This window comes from Streptomyces panacea, assembly GCF_040560175.1.
GTDB classification, from domain to species: domain Bacteria; phylum Actinomycetota; class Actinomycetes; order Streptomycetales; family Streptomycetaceae; genus Streptomyces; species Streptomyces panacea.
Genome location: NZ_JARJHW010000003.1, coordinates 31,096 through 47,443, shown reverse-complemented (window position 1 = coordinate 47,443; position 16,348 = coordinate 31,096). Strand labels below are relative to the sequence as shown.

Below are 16,348 nucleotides of genomic sequence, written 5' to 3'. Positions count from 1 at the left end.
GGGCCTGTCCCCAATCGCGCGGACAGGCCACGAATCACACCTCGCCCGACAGGAGCGCGTCGGCGCCGATCAGCGACGAACTGCCCTCCACCGTGCAGGCGTAGGCGCCCGCGACCGCGCCCAGGCGCGCGCAGTCCTCCAGGTCCCGCCCGGCCAGCCGCCCGTAGAGGAAACCGGCGACATACGCGTCGCCCGCGCCGTTGGAGTCCACCACCGGTGCGGGCGGGACGGTCGCCGGGATCGGCCGGGGAGTACGGCTGCCCTCGCGGGTCAGCACGTACGAGCCACCGGCGCCCGCCGTGGCCACCACCGCCTGCGCCCTGCCCTCACGCAGGATCTCCCGCATCACCGGAGCTATGCGCTCCCTCGCTCCGGCGGCGCTCAGGAAGACCAGATCCGCGCGGTAGGCGAACTCCCGGTGATAGGCGTTCACCCCGTCCCAGTCGTGCAGGTCCGTCGAGACCGGGACGCCCTGCTCGATGATGTCGTCGAACAGGAACCGGGTGAAGTTCGTGATCGACACATGGACATGGCGGGCCCGCCTCAGATGCGGCAGGTAGAACTCGCGCGGCATCCGCAGGTCCTCCGGATCGCGCGCGTCGTGGAAGGACATCCTGCGGCCGGTCTTCTCGACGAGATTGACCGCGCGGCGCGTGCCCGCGGGCGAGATCATCCCCTCGAAGTCCACACCGCCCTTGGCGAGATGCTCGCGGACCTGGCTGCCCGTCCAGTCGTCACCGATGAAGTCGAGGAATTTGACGTTCAGTCCGAGTGCCTGACAGCCCAGGGCCACATTGCCGCCGGTCTGCCCCGGCCATTCGCGGATCGGCCCGACACCGACCGAGTCGGCGAGCGGGACGGGGAGCGAGTCGACACGGACCACGGTGTCCACGCCGCTGCCGCCGAGGACGAGCACGTCATGGCTCGGTTCGCCTCCGGGCCCGGCCTCCGGGGCGACCGCCGACTCGAATGCCCGCTCAACGTCCGGATGTTCGGTCTGCTGCGCCACAGTCTCCACCTTCGTGCCGGATTCCGGATGTCCGCCTCAGTATGGCCGTGGTGGCGCCGGCGGGTGGCGGGTGCCCGTCACCCGGCGGCACCGGTCATCGCTCGTGGGCGGTGAGTGCCGCTCTGTCGACGCCCAGTTCACGCGCCAGCGCCTCGTCCGACCAGTCCAGCAGGGTGGTGCGGGTGAGCGAGCCCGCGTACGACGTCATCTGCACCGCGAGACCGTCCAGCAGCGCCGTCAGCCGCCAGGCCGTCGCGACCGGGTCGGCGCAGCGGAACTCACCGGCGTCCACGCCCTCGGTGATGACGGCCGTGAGCGCGGCCTTCCACTGCTGGTCGAGTTCGCTGGCCACCTCGTGGAGCGCGGGCTCGCGCGGCGCCGCCGCCCATCCCTCGATCCACAGCCGCCACCCCTTGGCCTCGCCGGTCGGCGCGTACCAGCGGATCGCCGCGTGCAGCCGGCGCAGGGCGCTCGCGTGGCGGCCGAGCAACTCCCGTAATTGCGCCAGGTCTTCCTCGGCGGCGTGGCGGAAGGCGGCGGCGAGAAGCTTCTCCTTCGTGGAGAAGTGGTACAGCACCAGGGCGTTGCTCACCCCCAGAACGGTGGCGACGTCGGCGATGCGCACGGCGGCCACCCCCCGCGTCTGGATCTGATCGACGGCGGCGCGCAGCAGGTCCTCGCGCCGCTCCTCCACACTCAGCCGTACTCTCGCCACACTCCGAACCCTAACTCGCGCCGGTTGACATAAATCGCGGGCCCGTAAACCGGCCCTCCCTCGCACCGCCCGGTCAGCGGTAATGCCCGAACCGCTCGGCGATCAGGGGCAGTCGGCCGGCGGCGATGGCGTGCGCGGCGGCTCTCGGAGTCGTACGCCCGGCCTCCGCGCGTTCCAGCATCAGCTCCGTCAGCGCGCGCATGGAGCGCCGCGTGTGGGCGAACGCCTCGTCCGCGTCGGGACCGATGTCGCCGAAGAGGGTCCACCACCACCAGGCGTTCGTACCGGAGTTGACGACGACATCCGGCAGCACCGTGATCCCGCGCGCGGCCAGCAGTTCCTCCGCGTCGGCCAGGACGGGCATGTTCGCCGCCTCGACGATCCAACGGGCCGTGATCCGGGCCTGGTTGGTGGCGTCGATCGCGTACGAGACGGCCGCGGGCACCAGGATCTCGGCGTCCGCCGACAGCCAGGCGTCGCCCGGCAGCTCGCGGTCGCCGGGCCGCAGCACCGCGCGGTCCACCGTTCCGAACTCGTCACGCGCCGCGAGAAGCGACTCGACGTCCAGCCCCTCCGGACAGGCGATGGTCCCCTTGACGTCCGCGACAGCCACGACCGCGAGTCCGGCCCGGACGAGGAACCGCGCCGTCGCCCCGCCCATGGTCCCCAGCCCCTGCACCGCGACACGTGTCCCCTCGTACGGGACACCCGCCCGGTCGAGCGCGGTGAGCGCGGACTCGGCCACGCCGCAGCCGCCGGCCAGTTCGTCCAGGCCGATGCCGTCGACGTGCACGGCGAAGGCGTCCGCGAGACGCCGCCGCGCGGCCGTCTCGTCGTCGAGGAGCGGATGGATCGCCTGGATGGTCGAGACGAGCCCCGCCTCGGCGGCCGCCCGGTCGACCAGGTCCTGGCTCAGCCCCAGGTCCTCGCCCATGGTCCAGACGGTCTCGATGTACGGCCGTACGGCGCGCAGGTAGCGGACGAGGACGCCGTACGCCGCCGGGTCCCGGGGATCGCAGTCGATACCGCCCTTGGCGCCGCCCAGCGGGATGTAGCGCGCCGACGGGTCGTCGTTGTAGTGCAGGGCCTCTTTCATGGTCATGCCACGGGCCAGCCCGGTCACCTCGTCCAGTGAACAGCCCTCGCGCATCCGCAGTCCGCCGCTGGAGACCCCGCGCACGAGCCGGTCGACGACCAGATACCCCTCGCGGCCGGTCACATGGTCGCTCCAGGTCAGCGATATCAGGGGGGACATGGGTGCCTCCGGGCGCCGCAACTGAATGGGGGGTCAGTATCGACAGCGGGGAGTGCGGCTGTCAAAGAGATCACCGGGCGGTCGTGGTGGACCGTTCGCATGGCCGGATCTCGCCCGTCGGTGGCCGTGCGCGGGAATCCGGGAGATCGTCCGCACGTTGCATCAAGGTGCCACGGACGGCGCATCGGCGTGGCACCCCGATTATGGAAACACCTCATAATGTGATGAACCCGAACCTTCAGGAGATGCAGTGAACGGCGCCGGCTCCCCACCCTCACTACGCTCCCGGCTGCGCGCGATGCGGTCCGAGGCCTTCGGCGCCGACTCGGCCGGCGAACGTCTGGAGCGGATCCACAACTCCCCGAACTTCGCCGACGGTGTGTTCCAGAATCCCGAGGGCACCGCCAGAATCAGACCGTCCGGCTCCATGCTGGAGCTGTCGAAGGTCTACTTCCGTAAGGAGGCGCGCGCCCGGCGCGCGCCCGCCACGCCCATCCCGGTCCACCAGGACACCCTGGCGGACCTCGCCGTACCGCCCGCCTCGGGGCTGCGGCTGACCTGGATGGGGCACTCCAGCGTCCTCGCCGAGATCGACGGCCGGCGCGTGCTCTTCGACCCGGTCTGGGGCGAGCGCTGCTCCCCCTTCTCCTTCGCCGGACCGAAGCGGCTGCACCCCGTGCCCGTCTCGCTCGCCGCGCTCGGGCCGGTCGACGTCGTCGTCATCTCGCACGACCACTACGACCATCTCGACCTGCCGACGATCAAGGGCCTCGCCTCCACCGACACCATCTTCGCCGTGCCGCTGGGCGTCGGCGCGCACCTGGAGCGCTGGGGCGTTCCCGCCGCCCGCCTGCGCGAGCTGGACTGGAACGAGACGGCGGAGGTCGCGGGCATCTCGTTCACCGCGACACCCGCGCGGCACTTCTGCGGCCGTGGTCTGCGCAACCAGCAGCACACCCTCTGGGCGTCCTGGGCCGTCGCGGGACCCGAGCACCGGATCTACCACAGCGGTGACACCGGCTACTTCGCCGGCTTCCGCGACATCGGCGCCGCGCACGGCCCCTTCGACGCCACGATGATCCAGATCGGCGCCTACAGCGAATACTGGCCGGACATCCACATGACCCCGGCCGAGGGTCTGCGGGCGCACGTCGACCTCCAGCAGGGCAGCCCGTCCGGCGTGATGCTGCCGATCCACTGGGGCACCTTCAACCTGGCCCCGCACCCGTGGGCCGAGCCCGGCGAGGGCACGGTCACCGCGGCGGCGGACGCGGGCGTACGGATCGCGCTGCCGCGTCCGGGCGAGTCCTACGAGCCGACGCTCACCGAGAGCATCCCCGGCACCCCGTGGTGGCGCTCCGTCGCCGTCGCGCCGGTCGACGGCTGGCCGGAGGCGGTACCGGCGGGGGACAAGGCCTCCGTTTCGGCCGCGGCAACGGCGGCGGCAACGGCTCCGGCCTCCGGCGCGGAGTCGGGCAAAGCGGGCCAGGCCCCGGGCCCCGGCGCGACCGGCAACGGGACGACCGGCGCCGACCCGTCCGAGGCGGCACCCTCCGCGCAGAGCGCGCCGTAACGCCTGGTCCGCGGAGCCTTCCGGGTCTCGCGGGTCTCGCGGGTCCTCCGTGCTCGGCGGGGCGAGCGCTCAGACCTGGACCACCGTCACGCCGCGCTCCTCGAACAGCTTGGCCTGTTCGGGGGCGCCCGTGTCGGTGATGAGTGTGCTGATGGCGTCCGTCGGGCAGATCCGGGCGAACGCGGGCGTGCCCAGCTTCGAGTTGTCCGCCACCACCACGAGCGTGCGCGCCCGTGCGGCGAGAAGTGCGTTGATGCTCGCCTCGTGCTCGCTGTGCGCGCTCGCCCCCGCCTCCGCGTCGACGGCGTCGGCGCCGATGAAGGCGATGTCCAGGCTCACCTCACCCAGGATGTGCCGGGCCAGCGGCCCCACCAGCTCGTACGACTGCGGCATGGCCACCCCACCCGTGGTCACGATCTTGATGTGCGGGCGTACGGCCAGCTCATGGGCGATGTTCAGCGCGTTCGTCACCAGGGTCACGGCGGGCTCGCCGCCCCTGTTCGGCATGTCGGCCAGATCCGCCCGCGTGGCGACGGCCCGCGCGACCTCCGCCGTCGTCGTGCCGCCGTTGAGCCCGATCACCATGCCCCGGTGTACCAGAGCGGCGGCCGCGGCCCCGATGCGCTGCTTCTCCGCTGACCGCCCCACCGACTTGTAGCGCGGCGGCAGCCCGTACGCGACCGAGTGCGCCACCGCCCCGCCCCGGGTCCGGGTGAGCAACTGCTGCTCGGCGAGATGGTCGAGGTCCCTGCGTACGGTCGCCGCCGATACGGACAGTTCGGCGGCGACGTCGTCGACGTCCAGCCGGCCCCGCTCGGCGAGCAGTCCGAGCAGGGTGTTGTGCCGTTCGTACCGGTCCACCGCATCTCCTTCGTCACTCCTCGGATCATTCAAGCACCTCCGAGCCTGGAAGAGTTTGCTTGAAGATGCTTGAAACTCTGCTCTACCATGCAGAAACAAGCATTTCCGAAGTAGAGACCGAGAGTGGAGAGCCGACGTGACGTTTGTCCAGACGGAACTGGCCAGCCAGCCCGAGAGCTGGAGCCGGGCGGCGGAGCTGGCCGACGGCCTGCGCGGCTCGGGCCGGCTGCCCGAGGCCGGTGAGCGCACGGCCGTCGTCGGCTGTGGCACCTCGTACTACATGGCCCAGGCGTACGCGGCGCTGCGGGAGGGCGCCGGGCAGGGCGAGACCGACGCCTTCGCCGCCTCCGAGTTCCCTGCGGGCCGCCGCTACGACCGTGTCGTGGCACTGACCCGGTCGGGCACCACCACCGAGGTTCTTCAGCTGCTGGCCGCCGCCCGCGGTACGGCCCGTACGACCGCGATCACCGCGGACCCCGAGACGCCGATCCGCTCGGCCGCCGACGATCTGGTCGTCCTCGACTTCGCGGACGAGCGGTCCGTCGTGCAGACCCGGTTCGCCACCACGGCGCTCACCCTGCTCCGCGCCCACCTCGGCCTGCACACCGCCTCGGTGGTCGCCGACGCCGAGCGGGCCGTCGCGGAGCCGCTGCCCGAAGGGATCACCGACTGCACGCAGTTCACCTTCCTCGGGCAGGGCTGGACCGTCGGGCTGGCCAAGGAGGGCGCGCTCAAGATGCGGGAGGCGGCGCTCGCCTGGACGGAGTCGTACCCCGCCATGGAGTACCGGCACGGTCCGATCAGCATCACCACCAAGGGCACGGCCACCTGGCTGCTCGGCCCCGCGCCCGACGGGCTCGCCGAGCAGGTCGGCGCGACCGGCGGGCTGTGGGTGGCCGGTGAACTCGACCCGCTGGCCGAGCTCGTACGGATCCAGCGGCTGGCTCTCGCGCTCGCCGACGCGCGAGGTCTCGACCCGGACCGGCCGCGCCACCTGACCCGTTCGGTGATCCTCACGGGGGAGTAGTCGAGGCCCCCGTCGCGCGGGGTCGCTGGGCGGACGAGGGCCGGAGACGTGGGCAACCGCTCCGGCCCTCAGGGTGATTGCACTGTTTCGGACTGTTGTGCGATGGCTCATACCAGAGCGGGATGCTCTGTGGGCAAGTTCGTCAACTGCCCGCCACAACTGACTATTCGCCAACTACGGTGAGTGCTCGGTGATCAACGCTGGGCTTCTTTCGTATGTCCGCCCGCCGCCACCCACCGACGACACCGCCGCAGAACACCGAATGCCTGGGGCCCCACGTACCGAGGACGCTGATGTCTCAACTTCGCGCACCCACCGCGCGACCCGATCGCCGAGAAGGCGGCCGGCACGGCCGGCCGGGCACTCGCGCGCCCTCGGCCAAGGCGTCGCCGGCCAAGGGCCCGCCCACACCCGGGCCCACCGCGCCCGCGCAGCCCGAAGCCCGGATACGCCCCCAACTCCTGCGCGCCGCCGTACTGCCGACCGTCATAGCCACCCTCAGCGGTCTGCTCGCCCTGCTCGTCACCATCCGCTCCGGCGGGGTGCGGCCCACCCCCGAGATCTGGGCCGCCGTCGTCGGTGCGGTGCTCATCGGCGCCGTCGCGGCCACAGCCGCCGCCGTCGGGGCCGACCGCGCCTCCAAGTCCGTGATCGACCGCAGCAACGCGTTGCGCCGTGCGAGCGCCCGCGCCCAGGCCGACCTGCGCGGCGTCGTGGAACAGCTCCGCCGCGGCGAGGGCCCGCCGCCGCGCCGCACGCCCGCGGCGCGGGCTCCCGTCGGCGACGAACTCGACCTGCTCGCCCAGGAACTGGAACGGTCCCAGGACGCCGCGGTTGCCGCCGTCGTCCACGCGTCCCGGCTGTCGAGCAGCGTCGGCAACGAACAGAAGGTCGAGGTCTTCGTCAACCTCGCCCGCAGGCTCCAGTCACTCGTGCACCGGGAGATCCAGCTCCTGGACGAACTGGAGAACAAGGTCGAGGACCCGGACCTGCTGAAAGGTCTCTTCCACGTCGACCATCTCGCCACCCGTATCCGCAGGCACGCCGAGAACCTCGCCGTACTCGGCGGGGCCATCTCGCGCCGCCAGTGGAGCCGGCCGGTCACCCTGACCGAAGTGCTGCGCTCCGCCATCGCCGAGGTGGAGCAGTACCCGCGCGTCAAACTCGTACCGCCCATCGACGGCACCCTGCGCGGCCACGCCGTCGCCGACGTCGTCCACCTGCTGGCCGAACTGGTCGAGAACGCCACGCTGTTCTCCGCGCCGCACACCCAAGTCCTGCTCCGGGCCCAGCAGGTCACCTCCGGGCTGGCCATCGAGGTCGAGGACCGCGGCCTCGGCATGCCCGCCGACGAGCAGAAGCGGATGAACGCCCTGCTCGCCGACCCCGACCAGGTCAACGTCGCCCATCTCCTCCAGGACGGCCGGATCGGGCTGTTCGTGGTGTCGGCCCTCGCCCGCCGGCACGGCATCGCCGTCCGGCTGCACGCCAACATCTACGGCGGAATCCAGGCCGTACTGGTGCTGCCGCGGGCGCTGTTGGGCGCCGAGGACGGCGAAGGGCCGCAGCAGGTCGGGCAGGCCGCTCCGGGAGCGCCCCTGACCGGGCCCACGCCCGTGCCGGCACCCGGGCCCTTACCCACGCCCGTATCCACGCCCGGACCCGGGACCGTGCCCCTCCCCGTGCAGGAGACGGCGCCGGCGTCGCCTCCCGTACCGGTGCGGGTGTACGAGGCGGAGTCCGGCCCCGTAACGGAAGAACCCCCGCAGCCGTATCCCCAGGGGCCCCGCGGGCAACGCTCGCACCGGCGGACCTCGGGACGCCGGCCGCTGCCCGTACGCGGCGAGCGCACCGCGCGCACCAGCTCTCTCTCGCGGCCCCGGCCGCCCGAGCCGGGACAGCACCCGCAGCCGGACGGCCCGCTCCCGCCCGAGTCTCCGCCCGCGCCGGACCCGTCCCCGGACCTCTCCGTACCCGGCGTCGTACGCGGCACCATGGACCGGCCCCAACTGCCCAGGCGCCGCAGCCAGGAGCACCTCGTCCCCCAACTGCGGGACGCGCCCGCCCCGCCGGGCGACGACGAACCGGTGCTCCACGATCCCGGTCTGATGGCCGCCTTCCAGCGCGGCATCGGCCTCGCGGAGGCCCAGCCCACCAGGGACCCCGGGCCCGATCTCACCCCGGCCCCGGCCGCAGCGGCAGCCCCATCCCCCATTCCCGCGCCCATTCCCGCGCCCGTGCCGGACCTGCCGGATCCGCGACGCCAAGACCGGGACAACCCCCACTAGGAGTAGATCACCATGGCGAGCGATGCGCCGACAGGCCACGTCTCCGACCTCGACTGGCTGCTCAGCGGCCTGGTTCAACGGGTGCCGTACACCCGCAGCGCGGTACTCCTCTCCTCCGACGGACTCGTCAGATCCGTCCACGGCCTCGACCCCGACAGCGCCGACCACATGGCCGCTCTCGCCTCCGGCCTCTACTCGCTCGGCCGCAGCGCCGGCGCGCGCTTCGGCGACACCAGCGAGGTGCGCCAGGTGGTGGTGGAGCTGGACTCCACCCTGCTCTTCGTCTCGACGGCGGGTTCCGGCACCTGCCTCGCCGTGCTGGCCGGCCGCGAGGCGGACGCCGCCGTCCTCGGCTACGAGATGGCGATGCTGGTCAAGAGCGTCAGGCCCTACCTGGCGACGCCGGTCAGGCAGGCGGCCGGCACCACATCGAGCGTCACGGGGCAGTGAACGTGACGGTCCCGACGGACGGGCCGTGGCTGGACGACGCCGCGGGCCGGCTCATCCGCCCGTACACGGTCAGCGGTGGCCGGACCCGCCCCACGGCGGAGCTGGATCTCATGTCGCTGGTCATGGCCACGGGCGCCGCGAGCCAGATGTACTTCGGCCCCGAGCACAGCGAGGCGCTCGGCCTCTGCCGGGGGCCGACGTCGGTGGCGGAGATCGCCGGACATCTGCGGCTGCCCGCCGTCGTCACGAAGATCCTGCTCTCCGACCTGATGGACAGCGGCGCGGTCACCGTCCGGCCACCGCACAACTTCGACAATCCCAGCGACTGTTCCCTTCTGGAGGCAGTACTCGATGGTCTACGACGACAGCTCTGACTCCTTCCCCACCCCTTTTCCCACCGCGCTCAAGGTCCTGGTGGCCGGTGGCTTCGGGGTGGGCAAGACGACCTTCGTGGGATCGGTCAGCGAGATCTCGCCGCTGAGCACCGAGGAACTGCTGACGCAGGTGGGCGCGGAGACGGACGATCTGACGGGCGTCGAGCTGAAGACCTCGACCACCGTCGCCATGGACTTCGGCCGGATAACTCTCGACGAGCGCCATGTGCTCTACCTCTTCGGCACTCCCGGCCAGGAACGCTTCTGGTTCATGTGGGACGAACTCTGCCGGGGCGCCCTCGGCGCGATCGTCCTCGCCGACACACGGCGACTGGAGAACTCGTTCTCCGCCGTGGACTTCTTCGAACAGCGCGGTATCGGATTCGTCGTCGCGGTCAACGAGTTCGACGGCAGCTTCCGCTACGACGCGGAGGAGGTACGGGCGGCGATCGATCTCCGGCCGGACGTGCCCGTCGTGATATGCGACGCGCGCATCGCCAGCTCCGGGATCCGGACGCTGGTCACCCTCGTACAGCACCTGCTCACCGCCGTTCCGGCCGCCGGTGTTCCCGACACCGCTGTCGGAGCCCCCGCCGACACCGCCGTCGCGAGCGGTGTCGGTCCGGACGACGGGCCGGCGTCATGAGGTACGACCCCATCGGCCGGCTGCTCCTGACTCCCGTCGACCGGGACGCGCCCGACCGGGTACGGCGGCTGCGCCTGCTCGGGCTCGGCGAGTGGCCCGAGCCGGCCTTCGACGCCTTCGCGCTGAACCTCGCCCAACTCGCGGGCACGCCGTACTCGATGGTCAACTTCATCGACGAGGAACGGCAGTTCTACGCCGGGCTGCACACCCCGGCCCCCGAGACGGGCCGCTTCAGGGACCGCGACCACGGCTACTGCCCCCATGTGGTGGTACGGCGCAAGGCACTCGTCCTGGAGGACGTACGCGACTTCCCGCGCTTCGCCGGCAACGCCATGGTCGACGAGACCGGCCTGCGTTCCTATCTGGGCGTGCCGCTCATCGACCGCACCGGCATCGCGCTCGGCACGGTGTGCGTCGTCGACACCCGGCCCCGGCAGTGGGGGAGAGCCGGGCTGGAGACCGTCAAGTCGCTGGCCGCCGAGCTGTCCGAGCGGATACACCGGAGGGAGGACGGCATCATCTGATTGGCCGTCACATTCACCGTACGTGCACGGTCTCGCCGTCGGCGAAGGTCAACAGCGCCGCTTCGACCGACACTTGAACGCGTACGGCGTCGCGCAGCGCCTGCGGGTCCGGTGCCGCGGACGCGTCCCCGACGAGCGCGATCAGCGTCGTTAGGACATGCACCCCGCCCGGACGGCCCTCCAGCCGCGGACAGGGCGTCGCCGAGTGCGTCCGGTCCAGCCCGTTCGCGACCGAGCCCCGTACCTGCTCCTGTACCTGCTCCCGGCCCCGGCCCCGTACCCCGTCAGGCGCGGCGTTCCAGTACGTCGACGGCCAGTTCGCGTACCACCGACTCGTCCACCTCCACCCCCAGGCCCGGCCCCTCCGGCACCCACGCGGTCCCGTTCTCGACGCGCACGGTCTCGCCCGCGTACGGCGAGCCGATGAACTGGCGCCCGTTGAGATCGACCGGCGTCGTGATGCCGTACGCCGCGAACAGGTGCAGCGAGGCGGCCAGCCCCAGGTCCGACTCGGTGAGCCCCGACCCCATCAGCTCCACCCCGCAGTCCTCGGCGAGCGAGCAGAGCCGCCGCGAGAGCGTGAGGCCGCCGCTGCGCTGGACCTTGGCGATCGCGACGTCGACCGCCCCGAGCCGTACGAAGGTCGCCAGATCGCTCGGATGCCGCAGGCTCTCGTCGAGCGCCACCGGCACGGCCGAGAGGTCCCGCAGCCGCCGCAGCCCGGCGATGTCGTTGGCGGGCAGGGGCTGTTCGAAGGCCGTCACACCGAGCGCGTCGAGCCGGCGGGCCATCCGCAGGGCGACGGGCACCGTGTACGCCTGATTGGCGTCGACCCAGAGCGGCGCGTCCGGGGCGTGTTCACGTACGGCCGCCACCACGGCGGCGTCGGTGTCCTCGTCGTGCAGACCGATCTTGACCTTGAAGGCCCGATACCCCTCGTCCTTGCCCTCGGCGACACTGTCCCCCACCTCGGCGGGCGACTGGCCCGCGACGATCCAGCCCAACTCAATGCTCTCCGCCCGCCGTTGGCCCCACAGCACCCCGAGCGGCATACCCGCCGCCCGGCCCAGCAGGTCGTGCAGCGCCACGTCCACGGCGCTCTTGGCGAGGGGCGCGCCGATGGTGAATCCCCGGTTGACCGCCCGGTCGAAGGCGGTGTCGACGGCGTCCAGATTCCAGACGGGTGTCCCGATGATCGCCGGCGCGAGGTAGCGGTCGATCGTCGTCACGATCGATTCGGCGGTCTCGTACGTCCAGGCGGGGATGGGCGTCGCCTCGCCCCACCCGTACATCCCGTCCGCGCCGACCCGGACCAGGATCCGGACGGACGGGGTCCCGGCGACGGCCACGGAGCCGCCCGCGACGCCGAAGGAGCGGTGAGTGGGCAGTTCGACGGCGAACGTCTCGACACGGTCGATCCTCATGGCGGCCAGATCCTCCCTCACCTCGCGTCCCCCGTCGCTCGCCCCTGCGCCGCGTCCTCCATCGGCGGCGGCCCCGTACTGGCCCGCAGCACCACCTCGCCGCCCACCCGGAGCACGCGCGACCGCTGCCCGTGCGGCTCACGCAGCGCCAGCGAGATGGCGTGCTGCCCCATGGCGGTCAGCGGCAGGGCGACCGTGGTGAGCGGGGGAGTCAACTCCCTTACGAGCGGGATGTCGTCGAAGCCCGCGAGCGAGATGTCGGCGGGCACGTCGATGCCCGCCTCCCTGAACGCGGCGAGCGCGCCCACCGCCATCACGTCGGTCACGCCGAAGACGCAGGTGGGGCGGACCGGACGGGTGAGGAGTTCACGCGCCGCCGCGTAACCGCCGTCGCGGGTGAAGGCGCCCTCCACGACGCAGTCGCCGTCGAGCGTGATCCCCGCCTCGGCCAGCCCCTCCCGGAAGCCGGCCAACCGGTCGGCGACGGTGGTGAGTTCAGGCGGCCCGCTCAGGACCGCGAACCGCCGGTGGCCGAGCGCCAGCAGCGCGCGGGCGAGCGCCGCCGCGCCCGCGCGGTTCTCGGGCAGGACGGCGTCGGCGCGCACGCTGCGGTGCCGGCTGACGACCGCGACCCGGCCGCCCGCGCGGATGTACGGGTCCAACTCGGCGCTCAACGCCCGTTCCCAGGTGCGGTCCTGGAAGCCCGAGCCGATCAGCAGGATGGCGCGGGCGCGCTGGGCGCGGAGGATGGAGACGTACTCGATCTCCCGTGACGGTTCGCGGAACGTGCTCGCGAGCATGACCAGAACGTCCTGTTCGGCGGCGGCCCGCATCACCCCGTCGGCGATCGCGGCGAAATACGGATCGCCCACGTCGTGGCAGATCAGCCCCACCGTGTTGCTCGACGAACTGGCGAGCGCCTGGGCATGCGCGTTGGGGATGTAACCGAGCAGATCCGCCGCCGCCCGCACCCGGTCCCGCAGTTCGTCCCGGACGCGTGTGGTGCCGTTCAGGGCCCTGGACGCGGTCGCCAGGGAGACACCCGCGTGGCGCGCCACGACGTCCAGCGTCACATGCGTCCGTGCTTCCCGTTCACTCAAGACGGCCCCCGAGTCGCGGTGGCGGCAGGGCCCTTGGCGGGGCCCGGAAACTTCCGGACGACCTATTGACCGTTCGGACAAGCAGTCATTAGCGTGGCGATCACCTTACCAGAAAGCGCTTTCTGAAAGCGCTTCTTCCGGTACGGCAGTACGGCAACCGGTACAGCAGAGGATCGGACAGCGCTTCGTAACCGCTCCTGATTTCCGAGGAGTTCACTGTGAGTCAGAGCGTCATGCCGGGACCGACCAAAGAGATCGCGGGAGTCGCCACACGCAACAGGCCAGGAGCGGGGGAGCGGTTCGGCAAGGCCGTCGAAACCAGCTGGCGGCCCGTCGTACTGCTGCTCGCGTGCTTCGTCGCGTGGTGGGCCGTCGCCGCCGCCGAGCTGGTCGAGCCGTATCTCGTCCCCTCACCCGGGGCGACCCTGGACGTGCTGACGGGCAAGACCAGTTACCTCTGGGAACACACATGGGTGACCACCTACGAGACCCTGCTCGGCTTCGTCATCGCGGTCGTCGTCGGGGTGCTCGCGGCAGTCGTGATGGTCTACTCGTCGACCGTCGAGAAGACCCTCTACCCGATCCTGCTCTTCGCCCAGGTCGTACCGAAGATCGCCATCGCGCCCCTGTTCGTGGTCTGGCTCGGCTTCGGCATCACACCGAAGGTCCTCATCGCGGTCCTCATCGCCTTCTTCCCGGTCGTGATCTCCATGGTCACCGGCCTCAAGGCGGTCGACCCCGAGATGCTCCAACTCTCCGCGACGATGGGCGCGAAACCGTGGCAGACCTTCGCCAAGATCCGCTTCCCGGCCTCGCTGCCGCATCTGTTCTCCGGTCTCAAGGTCGCGGTGACGCTCGCGGTCACCGGAGCGGTCGTGGGTGAGTTCGTCGGCGCCAACGAGGGCCTGGGCTATGTGATCCTCCAGGCCAACGGCAACCTCGACACCCCGATGCTCTTCGCGGGCCTGCTCGTCATGTCACTGATCGGGGTCGTCCTGTTCGTCCTGGTCGAGATCGCCGAGAAGCTCCTCCTGCCCTGGCACGCCAGCCGCCGGGACAGCAATGTCACGACCTCGTTCTGAGTGCCGAGTTCCTACCCGGTACCGATTCCGAGTTCCGAGAGACCTCTCCTCCGAGAAGGGCCAGCCATGCACTCCCGCAGACTCCTGATCGGCCTCGTGCCGCTTCTCCTGGTCGCCACCGCCTGCGGCGAGGACGGCGGCGGGACCACCACCAGCGACTCCGGCAAGAAGCTGGACAAGGTGACGCTGACGCTCAACTGGTACCCGTACGGCGAACACGCGCCGTTCTACTACGGCGTCAAGGAGAAGATCTTCGAGAAGCACGGCATCGACCTGGAGATCAGGGCGGGCCAGGGATCGCAGAAGACCGTCCAGGCGACCGCCGCCGGGCAGACCGACTTCGGCTGGGCGGACACCCCCGCCGTGATCAGCGGCGTCGACCAGGGCGTCAACGTCAAGAGCCTCGGTGTGATGCTCCAGACGACGCCGTCGTCCGTGCAGTTCTTCACCGACCAGAACATCAAGACGCCCGCCGACATCAAGGGCAAGACGGTCGCGGGCACCGCCGGTGACGCGCTCAGCAAGACGTTCCCGATCTTCCTGGAGAAGAACAACCTCAAGCTGTCGGACGTCAATATCCAGAACACCGACCCGGCGGGCAAGATCGCCGCGGTGATCTCGGGGAAGACGGACGCGCTGCTCGGCTACGCGAGCGACCAGGGCCCGACCATGGCGGACAAGGCCAAGAAGGACGTCGAGTACCTGCGCTTCTCGGAGCACGGGCTCAACTTCTACTCCAACGGCCTGATCACCGGTCAGAAGATCCTCAAGGAGGACGCCGAACTCACCAAGCGCATGGCCACGGCGGTCAGCGAGGCGTGGGCCGCGGCCGAGAAGGCGCCGGAGCCGGCGGTCGCCGCGATGGACGGCGCGTCCGAGCAACTGCCGCCGAAGGCCGTACTGACCGAGCAGTTCGCGACGACGATGACGCTGCTGCACACCGAGTCGACCCAGGGCAAGGCTCCCGGGCTCAACACCGAGGCCGACTGGCAGGAGACCATCGACGTCTTCGCCGAGGCCGGTCTCGTGAAGAACCCGAAGGCGCCGGCGGATTACTGGGACAGCTCGGCACTGAAGGGATGACGATGCCCAGGGAAGCGACTCTCCGGGAGCTTGGCGTGAGCGAGTCCGGCAAGACCAGACTGAGCAAGGACGGCGGTGCGAGCGGCGGCGCCGGTGCCGATGGCACGGCGGCGGCCGTCTCCCTGAACGACGTCGCCGTCCGCTTCCGTACGAAGGACCGCGACGTCACCGCCCTGCGGGATGTGTCGCTCGACGTGCCGATGGGCGAGTTCGTGGCGATCGTCGGCCCCTCCGGGTGCGGCAAGTCGACCCTGCTCAAGCTGGTCGCCGGACTGCTGAAGGCGTCCGCCGGTGACGTACGGCTGCACGGGGAGCAGGTCGACGGGCCGCGGCCCGACATCGGTTACGTCTTCCAGCGGGCCGCCCTGCTGGAGTGGCGCAGCGCCCGGCGCAACATCCTGCTCCAGGCGGAGATGCGCCGGATGCCGAACGTGGAGGCGCGCACGCGTGCGGACGAACTCATCAGGATGACCGGCCTCGGAGGCTTCGAGGACGCCTATCCGCACGAGCTGTCCGGCGGGATGCAGCAGCGGGTGGCCCTGTGCAGGGCGCTGCTGCACCAGCCGCCGGTGCTGCTGATGGACGAGCCGTTCGGCGCGCTGGACGCGCTGACGCGCGAGCAGATGAACATGGAGCTGAACCGCATCTGGCGGGAGACCGGCACGACCGTGCTGCTGGTCACGCACTCCATCTCGGAGGCGGTCTACCTGGCGAACCGGGTCGTGGTGATGAGCCCGCGACCCGGCACGATCACGGAGATCATCGACGTGGGGCTGCCGCCGGAGCGGGACTACGTGGAGACGCTGGCCCGGCCGGAGTTCCGCGAGGCGACGACGCACATCAGGGAACTGCTGGGAGCGGCGTCGTCGGAGGACTGAACACGGGACGGTCCCGGTCCCCCGAGCGGGGCGGGCCGCGGGTGTGCCATCGAGTGCCG

The 16,348-nt window shown here is 71.2% G+C and carries 17 protein-coding genes; 10 read left to right on the top strand and 7 right to left on the bottom strand.

Translation table 11 applies throughout. The annotated features are described in order from the left end of the window. Positions 1–34: 34 nt before the first annotated feature. The 3 genes from P3L51_RS01650 to P3L51_RS01640 all read right to left on the bottom strand — a co-directional run bounded on the left by P3L51_RS01650 (position 35) and on the right by P3L51_RS01640 (position 2,979). A complete protein-coding gene (locus tag P3L51_RS01650) occupies positions 35–892 on the bottom strand; it encodes a carbohydrate kinase family protein (RefSeq protein ID WP_354603238.1) in 858 nt (285 codons plus the stop codon). A 211-nt stretch (positions 893–1,103) separates the two neighbouring features. Then, positions 1,104–1,724 carry a TetR/AcrR family transcriptional regulator gene (locus tag P3L51_RS01645; protein WP_354603173.1) on the bottom strand — a complete coding sequence of 207 codons (621 nt, stop codon included), beginning with the start codon at positions 1,722–1,724 and terminating at the stop codon, positions 1,104–1,106. A gap of 73 nt (positions 1,725–1,797) precedes the next feature. Further along, the gene (locus P3L51_RS01640; RefSeq protein WP_354603172.1) at positions 1,798–2,979 is read right to left on the bottom strand and encodes a Glu/Leu/Phe/Val dehydrogenase dimerization domain-containing protein; all 1,182 of its coding nucleotides are present in this window, start codon (positions 2,977–2,979) and stop codon (positions 1,798–1,800) included. 250 nt (positions 2,980–3,229) lie between these two features. Between P3L51_RS01640 and P3L51_RS01635 the strand changes: the two genes are divergently transcribed. After that, positions 3,230–4,552, top strand: a complete 1,323-nt coding sequence (locus P3L51_RS01635; protein ID WP_435594355.1) for an MBL fold metallo-hydrolase — start codon at positions 3,230–3,232, stop codon at positions 4,550–4,552. A gap of 69 nt (positions 4,553–4,621) precedes the next feature. Here the strand turns inward: P3L51_RS01635 and P3L51_RS01630 are convergent, their stop codons facing one another. After that, complete coding sequence (locus tag P3L51_RS01630; protein ID WP_354603170.1) at positions 4,622–5,413, bottom strand: DeoR/GlpR family DNA-binding transcription regulator; 792 nt, start codon at positions 5,411–5,413, stop codon at positions 4,622–4,624. Positions 5,414–5,549: 136 nt separating this feature from the next. Between P3L51_RS01630 and P3L51_RS01625 the strand changes: the two genes are divergently transcribed. From P3L51_RS01625 to P3L51_RS01600, 6 genes are all read left to right on the top strand, one after another. Next, on the top strand, positions 5,550–6,440 hold the full coding sequence (locus tag P3L51_RS01625; protein WP_354603169.1) for an SIS domain-containing protein: 891 nt from the start codon (positions 5,550–5,552) through the stop codon (positions 6,438–6,440). Positions 6,441–6,733: 293 nt separating this feature from the next. Further along, entirely contained in the window at positions 6,734–8,728 is a 1,995-nt protein-coding gene (locus tag P3L51_RS01620; RefSeq protein WP_354603168.1) for a sensor histidine kinase, read from the top strand. 12 nt (positions 8,729–8,740) lie between these two features. Then, positions 8,741–9,178, top strand: a complete 438-nt coding sequence (locus P3L51_RS01615; protein ID WP_354603167.1) for a roadblock/LC7 domain-containing protein — start codon at positions 8,741–8,743, stop codon at positions 9,176–9,178. Positions 9,179–9,180: 2 nt separating this feature from the next. Next, positions 9,181–9,552 carry a DUF742 domain-containing protein gene (locus P3L51_RS01610; protein WP_354603166.1) on the top strand — a complete coding sequence of 124 codons (372 nt, stop codon included), beginning with the start codon at positions 9,181–9,183 and terminating at the stop codon, positions 9,550–9,552. After that, positions 9,530–10,198: a GTP-binding protein gene (locus P3L51_RS01605; protein ID WP_354603165.1), complete on the top strand. Its 669-nt coding sequence runs from the start codon at positions 9,530–9,532 to the stop codon at positions 10,196–10,198. The genes P3L51_RS01610 and P3L51_RS01605 overlap by 23 nt, the downstream gene beginning before the upstream one ends. Next, positions 10,195–10,722 (top strand): GAF domain-containing protein, encoded by a 528-nt coding sequence (locus P3L51_RS01600; RefSeq protein ID WP_354603164.1) that lies wholly within the window; start codon positions 10,195–10,197, stop codon positions 10,720–10,722. Before P3L51_RS01605 ends, P3L51_RS01600 begins: the two co-directional genes overlap by 4 nt. 13 nt (positions 10,723–10,735) lie before the next feature. Here the strand turns inward: P3L51_RS01600 and P3L51_RS01595 are convergent, their stop codons facing one another. The 3 genes from P3L51_RS01595 to P3L51_RS01585 form a co-directional block, all read right to left on the bottom strand. Further along, positions 10,736–10,885, bottom strand: a complete 150-nt coding sequence (locus P3L51_RS01595; protein ID WP_354603163.1) for a hypothetical protein — start codon at positions 10,883–10,885, stop codon at positions 10,736–10,738. A gap of 121 nt (positions 10,886–11,006) precedes the next feature. Continuing rightward, positions 11,007–12,146, bottom strand: coding sequence for a mandelate racemase/muconate lactonizing enzyme family protein (locus tag P3L51_RS01590; protein ID WP_354603162.1), 1,140 nt, complete (start codon positions 12,144–12,146; stop codon positions 11,007–11,009). A 17-nt stretch (positions 12,147–12,163) separates the two neighbouring features. Next, entirely contained in the window at positions 12,164–13,219 is a 1,056-nt protein-coding gene (locus P3L51_RS01585; RefSeq protein WP_354603237.1) for a LacI family DNA-binding transcriptional regulator, read from the bottom strand. A gap of 260 nt (positions 13,220–13,479) precedes the next feature. Here P3L51_RS01585 and P3L51_RS01580 point away from each other — a divergent pair, with 260 nt between their 5' ends. The 3 genes from P3L51_RS01580 to P3L51_RS01570 all read left to right on the top strand — a co-directional run bounded on the left by P3L51_RS01580 (position 13,480) and on the right by P3L51_RS01570 (position 16,289). Further along, on the top strand, positions 13,480–14,328 hold the full coding sequence (locus P3L51_RS01580) for an ABC transporter permease (RefSeq protein ID WP_354603236.1): 849 nt from the start codon (positions 13,480–13,482) through the stop codon (positions 14,326–14,328). A 66-nt stretch (positions 14,329–14,394) separates the two neighbouring features. Beyond that, positions 14,395–15,411 (top strand): ABC transporter substrate-binding protein, encoded by a 1,017-nt coding sequence (locus tag P3L51_RS01575; RefSeq protein WP_354603161.1) that lies wholly within the window; start codon positions 14,395–14,397, stop codon positions 15,409–15,411. Next, on the top strand, positions 15,408–16,289 hold the full coding sequence (locus tag P3L51_RS01570) for an ABC transporter ATP-binding protein (protein ID WP_435594354.1): 882 nt from the start codon (positions 15,408–15,410) through the stop codon (positions 16,287–16,289). The genes P3L51_RS01575 and P3L51_RS01570 overlap by 4 nt, the downstream gene beginning before the upstream one ends. Positions 16,290–16,348: the final 59 nt, after the last annotated feature.

What these genes read in the sequence shown, in the direction of transcription:
- P3L51_RS01640 (WP_354603172.1), bottom strand. Translation starts at nt 2,979, where the DNA reads ATGTCCCCCCTGATATCGCTGACCTGGAGCGACCATGTGACCGGCCGC.
- P3L51_RS01620 (WP_354603168.1), top strand. Translation starts at nt 6,734, where the DNA reads ATGTCTCAACTTCGCGCACCCACCGCGCGACCCGATCGCCGAGAAGGC.
- P3L51_RS01615 (WP_354603167.1), top strand. Translation starts at nt 8,741, where the DNA reads ATGGCGAGCGATGCGCCGACAGGCCACGTCTCCGACCTCGACTGGCTG.
- P3L51_RS01605 (WP_354603165.1), top strand. Translation starts at nt 9,530, where the DNA reads ATGGTCTACGACGACAGCTCTGACTCCTTCCCCACCCCTTTTCCCACC.
- P3L51_RS01600 (WP_354603164.1), top strand. Translation starts at nt 10,195, where the DNA reads ATGAGGTACGACCCCATCGGCCGGCTGCTCCTGACTCCCGTCGACCGG.
- P3L51_RS01590 (WP_354603162.1), bottom strand. Translation starts at nt 12,146, where the DNA reads ATGAGGATCGACCGTGTCGAGACGTTCGCCGTCGAACTGCCCACTCAC.
- P3L51_RS01580 (WP_354603236.1), top strand. Translation starts at nt 13,480, where the DNA reads ATGCCGGGACCGACCAAAGAGATCGCGGGAGTCGCCACACGCAACAGG.
- P3L51_RS01575 (WP_354603161.1), top strand. Translation starts at nt 14,395, where the DNA reads ATGCACTCCCGCAGACTCCTGATCGGCCTCGTGCCGCTTCTCCTGGTC.
- P3L51_RS01570 (WP_435594354.1), top strand. Translation starts at nt 15,408, where the DNA reads ATGACGATGCCCAGGGAAGCGACTCTCCGGGAGCTTGGCGTGAGCGAG.